The organism is Ruminococcus sp. AF31-8BH (genome assembly GCF_003460605.1).
In the GTDB taxonomy this organism is placed as follows: Bacteria; Bacillota; Clostridia; order Lachnospirales; family Lachnospiraceae; genus Blautia_A; species Blautia_A acetigignens.
Window position 1 is genome coordinate 116304 of record NZ_QTVN01000004.1, and the last position, 15328, is coordinate 131631.

12 protein-coding genes are annotated in these 15328 nt (G+C 42.8%); all 12 read right to left on the bottom strand.

Annotation, left to right across the window (positions count from 1 at the left end; genetic code table 11):
- Positions 1–101 precede the first annotated feature (101 nt).
- On the bottom strand, positions 102–1784 hold the full coding sequence (locus DWZ38_RS06570; RefSeq protein WP_178105284.1) for an IS1182 family transposase: 1683 nt from the start codon (positions 1782–1784) through the stop codon (positions 102–104).
- A 224-nt stretch (positions 1785–2008) separates the two neighbouring features.
- Positions 2009–3073 (bottom strand): class II aldolase/adducin family protein, encoded by a 1065-nt coding sequence (locus DWZ38_RS06575; RefSeq protein ID WP_243000175.1) that lies wholly within the window; start codon positions 3071–3073, stop codon positions 2009–2011.
- Positions 3074–3197: 124 nt separating this feature from the next.
- On the bottom strand, positions 3198–4757 hold the full coding sequence (cls, locus tag DWZ38_RS06580; RefSeq protein ID WP_117851068.1) for a cardiolipin synthase: 1560 nt from the start codon (positions 4755–4757) through the stop codon (positions 3198–3200).
- Between the two features lie 117 nt (positions 4758–4874).
- Positions 4875–5939, bottom strand: coding sequence for an FUSC family protein (locus DWZ38_RS06585; RefSeq protein ID WP_117851070.1), 1065 nt, complete (start codon positions 5937–5939; stop codon positions 4875–4877).
- Between the two features lie 105 nt (positions 5940–6044).
- Positions 6045–6560 (bottom strand): flavodoxin family protein BilS, encoded by a 516-nt coding sequence (bilS, locus tag DWZ38_RS06590; protein WP_117851072.1) that lies wholly within the window; start codon positions 6558–6560, stop codon positions 6045–6047.
- 102 nt (positions 6561–6662) lie between these two features.
- The gene (locus tag DWZ38_RS06595) at positions 6663–7052 is read right to left on the bottom strand and encodes a hypothetical protein (RefSeq protein WP_117851074.1); all 390 of its coding nucleotides are present in this window, start codon (positions 7050–7052) and stop codon (positions 6663–6665) included.
- Between the two features lie 154 nt (positions 7053–7206).
- The gene (locus DWZ38_RS06600) at positions 7207–8691 is read right to left on the bottom strand and encodes an ATP-binding cassette domain-containing protein (protein WP_117851076.1); all 1485 of its coding nucleotides are present in this window, start codon (positions 8689–8691) and stop codon (positions 7207–7209) included.
- On the bottom strand, positions 8688–9752 hold the full coding sequence (locus DWZ38_RS06605) for a sensor histidine kinase (protein WP_243000176.1): 1065 nt from the start codon (positions 9750–9752) through the stop codon (positions 8688–8690). The genes DWZ38_RS06600 and DWZ38_RS06605 overlap by 4 nt, the downstream gene beginning before the upstream one ends.
- A complete protein-coding gene (locus tag DWZ38_RS06610; protein ID WP_173765720.1) occupies positions 9745–11442 on the bottom strand; it encodes a response regulator in 1698 nt (565 codons plus the stop codon). Before DWZ38_RS06610 ends, DWZ38_RS06605 begins: the two co-directional genes overlap by 8 nt.
- Before the next feature lie 160 nt (positions 11443–11602).
- Positions 11603–12535, bottom strand: a complete 933-nt coding sequence (locus tag DWZ38_RS06615; protein WP_117851081.1) for an ABC transporter substrate-binding protein — start codon at positions 12533–12535, stop codon at positions 11603–11605.
- 73 nt (positions 12536–12608) lie between these two features.
- Complete coding sequence (locus DWZ38_RS06620) at positions 12609–13625, bottom strand: ABC transporter permease (RefSeq protein WP_117851084.1); 1017 nt, start codon at positions 13623–13625, stop codon at positions 12609–12611.
- A complete protein-coding gene (locus DWZ38_RS06625; protein WP_117851086.1) occupies positions 13618–15150 on the bottom strand; it encodes a sugar ABC transporter ATP-binding protein in 1533 nt (510 codons plus the stop codon). The genes DWZ38_RS06620 and DWZ38_RS06625 overlap by 8 nt, the downstream gene beginning before the upstream one ends.
- Between the last annotated feature and the right edge of the window lie 178 nt (positions 15151–15328).

The following is a 15328-nucleotide window of genomic DNA, read 5'->3' on the forward strand; positions in this document are numbered from 1 at the left end:
TTAGCCTTCTACCTTGCGAGGGATCCTTTTTTCTATGAAAGATGAAATTTATTTTTGGCCGCAAAAATCCCTTGTCTGGATTTTTACAGCCGCACTTTTGATCAAGCTGTTTTTTCCGTTATTTTTCCCTCAAACTTCTTTAGTTTTTCATTGAGAAAACGATAGTATTTATTTATATTCCTTCCGATTGCATACAGCATGAATTCTTTGTACACTTTATCTGCAGAACGGTAATTAAAACGGCGGAAGTTTTCGTTTTCTTTGATATCACCGAAATGTCCTTCTGTCTGGATCGAACGTGTCTGCCGTTTCAGAATCCCGCGCTCACTTTGGATGTTTGCATGGGATTTTTCACGCAGTTCTTCCCACTGTTCATTGATCTTCATTACCTTATTTTTCTCAACATCCTTTTCGGCATTATATTTATACAGACAGCGGGCTTTATGTTCGCATCCGCTGCAGTCGGCGCAGCCGTAAACCTCAAAGTTCTGGGTATAGCCATCCTGCTCTTTGGTTTCCGTTCTTATGTGACGCAGTTCACGTCCGTCATGGCAGATATAGAACTGCTCATCTTCAAATACCTCAACCTTCATGTTGTAATATTTGCTGATATCTTCCGCATATGCACGTGTTTTACGTTTCTCATGATCCTGCAGTTTTATATAACTTTCTATCCCTTTTTCTTTTAAATAAAGCAGATTTTTCTCACTACAGTATCCGCTGTCAGCAGTCACCTCTTCCAGGACGCTGCCAAAAGCCTCCTGGTGTTTTTCCAGGACTGGGATCAAGGTATTGTAATCCGTCCGGTCATTACTTACATATCCGTGAACGATGAAATAATTTTCCACGGCGATCTGTACGTTGTACGCCGGCTTTAACTGTCCGTTCAGCATATGGTCCTCTTTCATCCGCATAAAAGCAGCTTCCAGGTCTGTCTTGGAATAGCTGTTCCGGTCTTTTCCCATGATCTCAAAGCATTCTTTATATCCCATCAGACGCTGGCCGAGATGCTCCAGTTCCTCATACAGCTGCTGGATCTCAGGTTTTCTTTTTCCTTTTCCATAAACGAACTCTATCCCTTCTCCAGTGGCAATCGTACTAAGGTTCTTCTGCAGTTTCAGGATTTCAAGCGGAGAGCAGTTATCAATCTCAATAACTGTATTATTTGCAAGTTTCTTATGTTTTGACAGCTTCCGTTTCCGGTTCTTTTCTATAACACTGCGGACTTTATCCATTCCCTCGATCACAAACATCTGTGCATTCCCGATATCATACTTTGGCCCATAACCATTCTCCTGCAAAAATGTATTATACCTGGCAAAGTTCAGCTCAATAGAATCTAGCAGACCAGCCAGATGGTAATTGATCGTACCGCGCCAGACAAATGTATAACGGTTTGCATTGGCTTCGATCTTAGTCCCATCAATAAAAAGTTCTTTTAGTGTAACAAGGCCTTCTTTTTGAAGCCGGAGCAAAAACTGGTAATTAAGATCATCCAATATTTCAGAAGTTAGCTTTTTCCCTTTAAATCCATAAAAAGCGTCCCGTTTTGGTTTCTGCCCATGGGTCAGCCAGATAAAAGCGAGATCTCTTTCACATAATTCTACAATACGGTCAACAGAACGTACCCCTCGCATGTTTGCGTAAGTAACCACAGCATACATCATAATTGGGTTATACCCGGTTCTTCCCTTATCTGAACAATTGGCCAGCAGACCAGAAAAATCTAAATCCTCCATCACTTTTTTCAGGGTATAGACTGGATCGTCGTCAGGTAAACTCAATTCATAGAAATTAAAGTTAATTTTCTATTGCCCTAATTCAAAAAAGTCGGTATAATAATTAGTTGTTAGCATAGTTACATTATAACATGTAACGGGGAGAAAGATGGTTGTCGGTAACCATCTTTTTTCTTTTTTTGATAAAAAATTTCGGGATGGTGTGACTCGGTATGAGTCACACCCTCCCTCTCTTAGAACTGTCTATTTCCCGACAGCCCCTTATTATATTATTTCTTACTGCGGTATGCTTCTGCTTCCCAATGTGTAATAAAGTATGTAATATCATCTGTCATGTGAAGCGGTCCGCCAAAGCTTTCTGCATATACTGCAAGCTTGATGGCATCTTTTACAAGAAGCTGTGCTTTTGCAGCTTTTCCCTTATCATCTTCCATAATAAAGGCGCCAACTCCCTGTACCAGAATCAGTCTTGGTTCTTTGTCATTCTCTGCCATAAATGCGTCCAGCGCTGCTTTTGACTGATCAATATTTTCTACAAATAACGGATATGGTCCACAATATACAATGTGATCCGGTGTAAACGGCTTCAGAAGCGGTGCAGCCGCTGCTTTATCTTTTACAAAATGATCAGCTTCTGCTGCAGGTACCACTTCTACTGCATGTCCCAGTAACTGAGAAAGCTTCTCTGCTGCCTGCTCTTTTTCAGGTGTAACCACATCACTGACATCAGCAGTTCTCTTTACCTGTTTCTCTAATTTACTGATCACATCATCAAATAACACTCCGATTTCCTCTACAGTATTTGCCGCAACGAAAATTCCGTGATTCTGAAGCAGAAGAACCTGAACATCTTTTCCGTATTCTTCTTTATAAGCATTCATTTTCTCATAACAGATACGCGCAAGTGTATATCCGGGTTTGCAGATATCGATCCAGAGTACATCTTTTCCAAGAAGCTGTTCGCTGAGTTCCTTTGCCCCTTTTCCGCAGGTCAGTCCATTGACAAGTGTAGGATGAACATGCAGTACATATGTATAGGCAAATAAATTATGAAGCAGTGCTTCCACACTTGGACGTTTGGTTTTGTCAGCATCTGTTACTGCAGCCATAACATCTGCAAGATACAGTGATTCACGTTTGACATCATCTTCAGGATAATCTGTCTTCATGATCTCATTCAAACGTGCTCTGCTCATTTCCACAAATTCCTCTGACTTGATTGTAGCAAGCTGTGTACCAGAGCCTTTTACATACAATGTGGTGTCGTCTTTTACTGAAGTATTACCACCGCCTGCAAGAACATAAGCAGGGTTGCTTCCATAAGTATTTGACATTTTTACTAGGGTTGAAAGATCCATAGTTAAAATTCCTCCCGTATTTATAATAGTTTTGTTGTTCCCCATTCCATTGTACACGATATCCTGCTTTTTTCCAAGTGTTATGGAGTAAACAGTAACGTTATAATAATCCCGCAAATAATCTCATAAACAGTTGTCCCAATCGCAGATATGCGCTGCGTCCGGTACTGTACTGTTCTGTGACTTCACGGCATTCATCCATTATTGCTGCAAGATCATTTCGGATATCCAGAACTGCCTGACAGTCTGCCATAAAGCAGCCGTTTTCAAAATGATGATACAGACTTCTGTAATCCAGATTTATGGTTCCGCAGGTTGCCATACAGTCATCTGCCACACTCATCTTTGCATGACAGAAACCAGGTGTCCATTCATAGATACGCACTCCATGTTTTACCAGTCCATGGTAAAAGGAACGTGTGATATTGTAGATTATCTTTTTATCCGGAATACCAGGTGTGATGATCCTCACATCTACCCCACGCTTGGCAGCCAGACACAGCGCATGGCTCATTTCATCTGTGATGATCAGGTACGGTGTCATAAACCAGCAGTATTTTTCCGCTTTATTCACCATACTGATATACACCTCTTCGCCTACCTGTTCATGGTCCATAGGACTGTCCGCATAAGGCTGGATAAAGCCTGTCTGCTTTGCCTGATAATCTGTCTGAACCAGAAATCCGGTAAAATCACTGTCATTTTTATCCTTATCACTGACAGCATTCCACATCTCCAGGAATGTTACTGTTAGGGAACGGACTGCCTCCCCCTCCAGACGGATACCTGTATCCTTCCACTGTCCATAAGGATGTGTGAAATTAAAATATTCGTTGGCAAGGTTGTAACCGCCGGTAAATCCCACTTTTCCATCGATCACTGTGATCTTGCGGTGATCCCGGTTATTCAGGAACACATTCAGACCCGGAGTAAAAGGGTTGAACACTCTGCAATGGATTCCCACATTTTCCATTTTCTTAATGAAGTCTGTATTGATAAACCCAATGGAACCCATGTCGTCATAAAATACTCTGACTTCTACGCCTGCCTTTACGCGGTCTTCCAGAACTCTCTGGATTTTATGCCAGGCCTGTGCATCCTCAATGGCATGATATTCCATAAAAATGAATTTCTCTGCCTTTGCCAGATCTGCCAGCTGAGCCTCCAGCCCTTTGACTGCCTCATCATAATAAATAACATCTGTATTCTGATAGACCGGATAGGAGGCATTTTTCTGTATATAATCAGAAATATTGCCTGCCTTCGGGATTTTCCTGCCAAGCTTTTCCCTGCACTCACTGTCATTGGGAAGCAACGGCAGAAGTTCCCTGTCGATCTGGTCATAACGCTCCCGCATTTTACGGGTACCGCCATTGAGACCAATCAGTAAGTACAATCCCATTCCCAAGATAGGGAATACAAGGATCAAAATAACCCAGGGCATTTTCATAGATGAAGTCTGGTCTGACGCATACAGCTTAAGAACCAGTACACCTGCAAGAAGCCTTGTCATCAGATTGATAATCTCCGCATATTGATTCAGCTTTGTGATCATAGCAATGATAAAAGCTGCTTCCAGTAAAATACATACTGCGGAAAAGCATAATCGTTTTACACCATTTTTCGTTTTCGCCCTGCCTTCCAGGGTATCCTGTTTCATATTCTTTCTCTCTCCCTCTGTCATTGTACGTTAATATTCACTCTATTCCCAGAACACATATCAGACGGATAAAATCATCCGCTCTTTTACTTGCTTATAACCGCTCCGCAGTTTTAGTCAGGAAAGATTTTCTGCACATTTATTTGTGCCTATATACTCTGCTACTTTATCTGTTACTTTATTGCAGATTACCGTATAGGCTGCTCCCAGTACATTGGCACCTATACGAAGTGCTACTGCTGCCGGCATTCCGAAGATCCCTGCTGCAATAGATAAAGCTCCAAAAGTATTAAATGCAGTCTGCCACGGATATCCTGCTGAATATCCAACTCCGATTCCTCCGATCATTCCAATGTACGGATACATGGATTTAGGAAGTACCAGATACAGCACAATAAACAGCAGACAGCCCACAACATTAAACATTCCTCTGCTCACAGACCTTGGGATACAGTCCTCTGTAAAAGGCAGACATACAGACATACAGGCGATTCCTGCCCACATTGCTCTGGGAAGTCCCAGAAGATTCATAAACAGCATTGCGCTGGATACGATCAGTGTCAGTTTCACATACCATCTGCTTCTTGCTGACTTAAGATCAAATTCCCGGAACAGATCCAGGAAGGTTCTTCGATAAGCTCTGTTTCTCTGATTCTTATAGAAGACGATCATACAGATCACCATTCCCACCAACAGACCGATCACACGGAAGGTATATTCCTTTCCTGTCACATCATAGCCCAGAAGCAGCAGATAGCCCAGAACAAAGGTGGAATGATTGTACATGATCACATTGTGACAGCCCAGTATCATCAGCAATAAGATACACACTACATTCACTGCAAATGCAGCTAACGGAGGTGCCATATTTGCCAGACGGGGGCCTGCCATAAGTATACCGAAGATCCCTGCAATGGAAAGCAGTCCATGTGTTGTCCTGATCCCGAAATCTGCCTGCCGCAGCACAAGCACTGCCAGCAGAACAGTAACACCCACTACACTGTTGTTGTTCCCTGTAAGCTTGCTGTATATGCTTACCACTGCCACACAGAATGCCATGACCAGATACACTTTAAAGTTATAGATCAGAATGTGCCGTCTTTTCTCTTTGGGGTCTGTGGTGTTTCTGATCAGCTGTTTGGAGCCGGTCGAACTCAATTGTAATTCCTGATAAAATGTCATGTCTCGTTACCTCTCTTTCGCGAAAATCTATAAAATAGTAACGAGCACTATACCGCAGTTCCCTCTGTTAGTCAAGACTTAATTATTTCTCCAGTTCTCTCCCAATTATTCTGTTAAGTTTCTTCTGATTATTGTGCCAAGTCTCTCCAGATCCTCATTGTCAGGATGAGATAACGCCCTGTCAAAGTTCTGGATCAGTTCATCCAGGTTCGGCGCATGATCCGGTTTCTCCTTCATCTTTACATATCTGTCCCTGACTGACTGGGGCATTTTCCCCTGACACATAAATTCTCCCATTACTGTATTACTCTCATCCACAGATTCCTTAACTTTCCCGAGAACCTGCTGGAAATAGGCTTCACTGCCTCCGAAGCCTGCTGTTCCAAACAGAAAAATTTTCTTATTTTTCAGGCTTTTTAACAGTTCAAGTGTTGCAGGATCTGCATTCCCTATATCTGTCCAGAATCCAATGTATAATATATCGGATGAGAGAGCCTTCGCGCCTTCTGTTCCAAAATAATCACAGTTTTCCTCAGGCAGTATCTCCCTGATCTTCTCTGCAAGCTTCTTTGTGTTCCCTGTTTTACTGCTGTACAGAATTGAATATCTTTGTGTTTCCATGCTGTTTTACTCCTTTTGTTTATGCACTCTCGGAGTCTTCCTTGTATTTGCTTTTGTGAGAAGATTCCGAGAGTACATTTTTATCTGCATTATTTATATCAGTTATACCTCTTCATCAGACACTCCATCCCGGAACATTTTCAGCAGTTCTTCCAGGCTTTCTCTCAGCTTCTCATTCTTATTATACTGAACCAGTACCACCGTAGCAATGACAGACAGGATCATGCATCTGCGGATCAGTTTTCGGATGCGGATACATCTCTTCACATCTTTTCTTCCCTTTTCATAGAGCTTCTCTGCCATCCTGTCAGCTCTGGCATCTTTGCAAGCAATATAATCATCAATCACCTGCTTATCCTCCTCACAGATATCCAGATTCTCATACTGACTCCTCAGCTCCTCGAGTTCTGCATTATTCTGTCTGATCACGGTATCTTTGCGGTTAATTCTCTCTGCTGCACTCCGGCTCATTCTCTCTGTTCGTTTACTCATGAAAAAAACCCCTTTCGTTTATTTTTTATTATCTCCTATTTTATACTTTTCTCAGGCTTTTCTCAATAAAATAATCAAGCAGATATTCGCAATGGCCTTCTTCTTTAAACTCTCTGAAATACAATCCTAAGCCTTAGTATTATATTTACACATTTTATTTTCTCTCCGACGGATACATATGCAGCCAGGGCACCGGCGATGTAATTTTATGGAAATTTTCTCTTGCAATTTCCCTCTTTTCCCCATTCTCCCCAAGAATCAGCAGGCGATCTGCCATTGCCAGGGAATCCGACAAATTCAAAGATAAGATCACAACTGAAATCCCCTTATCCAGAAACTTTTCCAACATACTCCAGATAAACATCCGGTGGGCAAGATCAGCGCCGCGGAAAGGCTGAATACAAAGCAGAATCTCTGGTTTCTGCAAAAGTACTCTTGTATACACCAGCTGATACTTCTGCTTTTCACTCAGCTCCTCCACCGGCATTTCAAAAACATCTCTCCCTAATATGGGACTGTACTCATTTCGAATACTTTTCCTAAGACATTTGTTATGCCAGATTGAAGGAACTTTCTCTGCCAGACAAATACAGAGATTATTCATATAATCCAGTTCTGGAAAAATCATAGTTTTTGTAGTACGTTCCTGGATTACTGCAATCCTGCCATTTCTCGGAATCTCTGTCTTCTTCCCATTCAACAGGATTTCTCCACTTTCCGGTAAAATATCTCCGGTTAAAATTCTCCTCAGTTCTTCCATTCCACCGGCATCCATAATCTGTACTGCCAGACATTCTCCCTTATGCACATCAAAGGAAAACTTGCAAGCTGCATTCTCTCCGTAGCCCTTCCACTGAAAAACAACTGGTGCAGCCTGCTGCCCTTCCCTTTTTTCTGTATGATAACGGACCATGTCATTATATTCCGTCATGTAAGTTACAGGCGGATCATTGAACAGTTCCTCTCTTTCCAGAATCTTCTGGATTCTTCCATTTGTAAACAGCGCACATCTGTCACAGATACTGGAAATCTCCTCCAAATGAGAACAGATATAAAGAAAAGAAAAACCTTTTTTCACATAATGACGGATAATTGCATGAAGCTTTTTCAACTCGTCATCACTGACAAGGGCTCCAACCTCATCCAGCACGATCAGATGATATCCCATAATCACTGCCCGGAGCAATTCTACAATGATCCGTTCAAAAGCAGAAAGCTTCTCCACATCTTTATCAAGAGGAATGTCCATTCCGATATCTTCGAAAAAGGGCTTCATCTGCCGGTTCAGGATCTTTGTGCGAATCATCCACTGACGAAAGCCCGGACGCAGCACAAAAATATTATCTGCAATATTCAGATTTTCTGCCAGAGAACTTTTCTCCTGGATAATGCTGATCCTGTTTGCTGCCTTATAATTTTCTTTCCAGGTATTTACCTTTTCCCCTCCATAATATATATAACCGTCATAGAGGGGAAGATTCCGTTCCAGAAGCTTCAGAAGAGCTGTTTTCCCATGACTGTTAACAGGCAGAAATCCCATAACCTCCCCCTGAAAGATCTGAAGGTTGAAGTCCTTCAGCTTTACAACCTCATCCTCTTTATACGTCACACGCTCCATTCTGAGAACTTCATTTCTCATGCCAGCACACTCCTGTTTTTTACCTGTCTGTCGTCAGTAAGTATAGGGATGGTGATCTCCACATCTGTCCCTTCTCCCGGTACAGAATAAACGTGCATACCATATTCATCCCCAAAAATCAGATGGATTCTGTTATTCACATTCACCAGAGCGATTCCGCCCTGTTTTTCTTCGTTGTCGTGAAAAGCTTTGGTTGACTTGCCCAGCTTCTGGTTCAGCTTTGCCAAAGTCATCTCATCCATTCCCACACCATCGTCGGAAATACGAATGAGCAGGCGATCCTTTGTACACTGAAAACGGATGTAGAGATTTCCGCCACCAACCTTCAGTTCCACGCCATGGATAATGCTGTTTTCCAGAATAGGCTGCAACGTCAGTTTGGGGATTCTACAGTTCATGATCTTTTCATACTCTGCAATATCATAATCAATATGAAGCTGCAGCCGATCCCCGAAACGATATTTCTGAATTCCAAAATAAGTCTCACAGTTGTCCAGCTCTTCCTCCACAGAAACCAGATTCTCCACCTTGGTAATGGTGTAACGGAAAAATCTTGCCAGAGCTTCTGTCATATCTGCAACGCTGTCCAGGCCTGCAATAATAGCTTCTCCACGGATGCTTTCCAGTGTATTGTAGAGAAAGTGGGGATTGATCTGATTCTGCAAAGCCAGGTACTGAGCCTGTCTTTTGTTCAGATCCATATATTGGGGAGAACGCACAATACGGTCTACCATTTTCATCTGCTTCTGGATGCTTGGAGTCAGGTTCAAGAGCTCCATATCTTCTTTTTCGGAAAAAATATAACCATCCAGAAAACGATTCGTCATTTTTTCACAACGCATGTAAGGACGGTGAATCCACAGCCAGAATACAATTGGAAACAATATTGCAAATATTGTTATAATTATGGCCATCCACCAGGGTGTTTCTCCTTTATATGCCAATAGCAGCTGAATTACCGCCAGAATAATAAAAACTCCGAAGATCACCGTTCCAAGAACAAGAGCACGGTTGGATATGTATTTTAATTTTTCTTTGAATTTCATTTTTGATTTATCCATACAATTTTCTATATGTAGAGGGTTTCACCCCTGCCGCTTTCTCAAAGGTATGTGTGAAATGTTTCGGATCGTTATATCCTACCTTCCGGCAGATCTCTGTTACTGGAAGATTGGATTCCCGAAGGAGCAGCTTGGCCTGTTCCATTCTCACGTTGATCAGATATTTGGCAAAACCTTCTCCTTCTGTCTTCTTGAATAAGGCACTGAAATAAGCAGTGCTAAGTCCCACCATCTCGCTGACTTCCTCTAAGGTCAGCGGATCACTGAAATGGTTCTGAATATATTCCTTTGCCTTGCGAACCGGGCGGATAGTATCATTTTCATAGCGTTCAGCCTGCTCCTGGATATATTTTTGCTGAAAATCCCCAAGACAGGAAAAAATTTCCTCTATTTTTCCACATTTGTCACACTGTTTACGGAATTCCTCCACAGTGGCAGTGCGCTCTGGAATCCGAATACTTGCTGCAAAAATATCAGCTGCTGCATATACCAGTTCGAAAATCTCGCTGCCCCGGATTTCTTTCGCCTTATTTACCGTATCCTGCAAATCCTCTACTGCTTCTGCTGCATTCTGAATGCTGGAAATTTCTACGGCATGGGTAATCTCACGAAGATACTTTTTCAGCAGCTCACTCTCCTGGATTTCTGAAGCTTTTCCCATACAGTCGAGAACCCGTCCATCCCCTTTTACCAGTCTTTCCTGGATCAGTTTTCGGGCTTCCTGCATAGAGTCTGCCAAACGCTCTGCCTCTTTGTATGCTGCTCCAACTGCCATGGAAAAGCTTACATGCTGAAACATGTTTTTCTGGATTTCCATCTGGGTAAGACTGCTCTTCATGCTTCGGCGGATGGATTCTTTCTCACTTTCCGGATAGTTAAGAATACCATAGCAATAGTCATCACGAATCAGAAGAATTAATTCGCGACTGTCATTTTTCAGATTTCGTTCCAGGGCCTCGCGAACTTTTTCCATAAGTACCTCACTGGAAGTGGAGCTGATTTCTCTCTCGCCAGCCATACCTGTTGTTCCATCCATTCTGCCGCCAGAAATGATCTTTCTTCCATAATCCACTTTTACGCAAAACGCCTGGTATACTCCCTGTCTTGCTTTCAGATGATAAATGCTCGTCAGTGTGTCCTGTGAAACCGGCATATCCGGCTGATCCAGCAGCCGATCGATCAGATTCGCCCGTAAATGGTCATCATCTCTTTTCGCCTTATTTACAAGCTCCTGGTGATTCAGTTCCGACTCCTTGCGCTCCCCGATCTTTTTCTGCAATTTCTGCAGGGTAGCAGTCAGTTCCCCCTTGTTTACCGGCTTCAGAAGATAATGTCCCACGCCGTAACTGATAGCCTGCTGTGCATACTCGAAATGGGCGTAACCGCTGATTATGATCACTTCCAGAGCAGAATCCAGCTCCTTCACCCTTTTTACCAGCTCCAGACCACTGCAGCCTGGCATGCGGATATCTGTGATCAGAATGTCCGGCTGTGTCTGCTGTACCATTTCGCAGGCATCCTCTCCGTTGTGGGCAATTCCTACCACCTTCATTCCCAAAGAATCCCAGTCAATCAGTGCCTGGATCAGCTGGCAGATCCGCACCTCATCATCTGCAATTACTACCTTTAAAATCTCCATGTTCTCCGTCCCCATTACATAATTACTGTGAAAGAATTTTCCTATTTCCATAGAAACTCTTTCCATTTTTCTTATTTATAATGATAATCCATTTCAGCAATTTAAGCAAGAAAACCGCCGGAAAAACCGACGGTTTCTTGCTCCTTATATTACTGTTCCAGTCATCACCACATACATGGTATTCCATGAACAATATTCTTTTTATTTCAGATTATTTATCAGAATCCTTTGTGATCACAGATACACCTGTATCTGTAACTTCTCCACCAAGCTCCTCGCCGTTGATTGCTTTTACAGCTGCTTTTACGCCTTCAGATCCCATAACATCCGGGTTCTGAGCCATTGTGCAAAGAAGATATCCGTCGTCGATCAGATTCAGAATTGCATCAGATTTATCAAAACCAACACCGATGATGTCAGCGTTTCCAGCTGCTTTGATGGCATTTCCAGCACCAGTTGTGGAGCCTTCGTTACATCCAAAGATACCAACAACGCCCTGTGTAATGTAGTTCTCTGCGATACTCTGGGATTTTGCAGCATCACCTTCGCCGTACTGTGTTTCCATGATCTCGAAGTCTGTGCCGTCAAATGCTGCGCGGAAGCCTTCCTCACGGTTTACGCAGGAATCAGTAGCTGCGTTTACATTAATAATACCGATTTTTCCGGATGTAATACCAGCATCCTCAAGAGCCTTCTTCATTTCTTCTCCTGCTGTTGTTCCAGCTGCTTTGTTGTCTGTGGAGAAAGTAGCTTCTGCCTCTACATTTGCAGGGGAGTCAACATATACAATCTTAATTCCCTGGTCTTTTGCTTCCTGAAGTGCGGAAGAAATAGCGTCTGGTCCGTTTGCAGCAACCATGATCGCGTCATAGCCGCCTGCTACTGCGTTATTTACACACTCAATCTGCTGAGCATCATCCTTTGTATTTGGGGACATGAAGTCAACTGTTACCCCAAGCTCTTTAGCTTCTTCCTGAGCGCCTTCATTCAGGGTGATCCAGTGCTGGTCGATAGAGTCCATTGTAATCAGCGCAATTTTCTCATCACCTGTAGCCTTAACATCATCTGATGCATAAACAGTAGCTGCTCCAAGGGAAGCGATCATAGATACTGCACATACCATAGCTAAAAGTTTTCTTTTCATTGTAAAAATCCTCCTAAAAATTATTTTTTATAACTACCCGCCTTCTCCATTTGCGGTTTAGTTTCATAACAGGTTATTTTTTTCTGTGTTTTCCAAACTGGCCGTTTCTTACAACTACATCCAGCAATACGGCTGCAACTACGATCACGCCGATTACAACTCGCTGGATACCAACCTGTGCACCGATCATGTTCAGACCATTTTCCAATGTCTGCCAAACGGCTGCACCTGCGAAGGTTCCAAGAAGGATTCCTGTTCCTCCAAGTGGGGAAACGCCACCGATTACGCCGGCAGCTACGCCGTACATCTCGTACATGTTTCCAGCTTCCATATTTCCCATACCAGCCTGTGCGCAAAGGATAAGGCCAACCACACAGGAGCATACGGAGCTTACCAGATAAGTCTTTACTGTGGTGGAAACTACGTTTACACCAGAAAGCTTTGCTGCGTCCACGTTAGAACCGATTGCGTAAATATGACGGCCTGTACGTGTCTTGGATAAGATAAAGAAAAATATAACAAAAATAACAAGTGCAATCCAGAATGTGTTATAAATGCCAAGTGTTTTACCGTAATAAAAACATTTTTGGAATGCATCAGCCGTTTCTTTTCCAACACCTGTTGCAATGGCATCTGTATTTCTGTTTCCGTTTACCATGTAGGCAATTCCTCGTGCTACGAACATGGTTCCCAGTGTTGCAATAAATGGAGGAAGTTTAAATTTTCCAACCAGATATCCGTTTACCACACCAACTACCAGACAGGCAATCAGTGCAATCACGATTGCAAGGAATGGTGCCATTCCTGTTGTCATTAAAGTAGCTGCGATCATAGCGCTCATTCCAACCATGGATCCAATTGACAGGTCAATGTTTCCAGTGATCAGTACGTAACTTTGCGCAATACCGATCAGCAGGTACTTGGACATGGAACGCAGCAGGTTCAACACATTCTGTCCAGAAAACACCGCCGGGTTAATGATGCCAAATGCGATATAAATAATGACCAGCCCCACGAACGCGGTAAGTGCTGCCCCCATTCCCCTGATCCCCAATAACTTCTTTAAGGGGCGTTGCTGTTTACTATTCATTTTTACTTCCTCCCTCAGTTTCCTTAATACCCTTGTTTTCAAAGGATGTTGCCATTGTCAGGATCTCGTCTTGGGTGGCTTCCCTTGCTGAAACCTCACCGGTGATACGTCCGTCACACATTACGATGATACGGTCTGCAATCCCCATGACCTCCGGCATTTCAGAGGATACAAACATAACTGCAATTCCCTGTTTTTTCAGCTCATTCATCAGATTGTAAATTTCTACCTTTGCACCAACATCAATTCCTCTTGTTGGTTCATCGAAGATAACAACTCGTGAATCTCTTGCAAGCCATTTTCCAACAACTACTTTCTGCTGGTTTCCACCGGAAAGATTGCCGGAATCAATTTCCACGTTCGGTGTTTTGATCCGGAGATCTTTCACTGCTTTTTCGCAAAGAGCATCTTCTTTTCCTGAGTTTATCACACCCATCTTGTTACATACAAGGTCAAGATTTGGCAGTGCCAGATTCTGGCGAATGCTTAATTTCGTACAGAGACCGTCTTTTTTACGATCCTCAGGGGCAAGTACAACACCATTTCGGATAGCATCCATTGGACAATTGACTTCGATTTTTTTACCATCCACATAAAGCTCTCCGCCGTCTTTCGGGTCAACACCGAAGATAGCTCTTGTAGTCTCTGTTCTTCCGGCTCCCATCAGTCCCGCAAATCCTACAATCTCACCTTCATATAAAGAAAAATTAATATCGCGGACCATTTTTCCGGCATTGAGATTTTTCACCTCAAAAATCTTCTTACCTTTCTCACATTCCACTCTCGGGAATTTCTCTTTGATCTCACGGCCTACCATATTTTTGATAATATAGTCCATGTCCATGTCTTTGAAATTACCGTCTGTTATGTATTGTCCATCTCGCATGATGGTAACTCTGTCCACGATATGGGCCAATTCTTCCAGTCTGTGTGAAATGTAAACGATTCCTCTTCCTTCATCCCTCAGCTTACGGATGATACGGAAAAGATCATCGATTTCTTTTGCTGTCAGAGAGGATGTAGGCTCGTCCATGATCAGAATCCTTGCATTGATGGAAAGTGCTTTTGCAATTTCAACCATCTGCTGTTTGGATACTGGCAGATCTCCTACGATCTGATCCGGACTGATGTCAATTCGAAGATCGTCCAGAACCCTCTTGGCTTCTTTCCGCATCTTCGCATTATTTAAGGATAAACCACCTTTTACTTCTCTTCCAAGGAACATGTTCTCCGTTACCGTTAAGTGCTTGCACATGTTCAATTCCTGATGAATAATGGCTACTCCTGCTTCCTGGGCCTGCTTTGGTGTCAGATCGTCATAGGATTTTCCGAAGATTTCCATCGTTCCTTCGTCTCTGGTATATACACCGCTGAGGATTTTCATCAAGGTTGATTTTCCGGCTCCGTTTTCCCCAAGCAGCGCCATAACTTCTCCAGAACGCAGCTCAAATTTCACATGATCCAGGGCCTTTACGCCCGGGAAACTTTTGCTGATATTGTTCATGGAGACAATGACCTCATTCATTCCATTCCCTCCTCATTTATTTGTTTTTGCTTTCCTTTGTTGATATTATCTTAACTCATATGGCAGGTTTAGGATAGAGGGGGAGAGTTTGGGTTTATGGGGGGATTTTTATTGTATTAAGGCTATGTATAAAAAAACAGGATCCTACTTCATGCAGAATCCTGTCAGCTTTAACAGA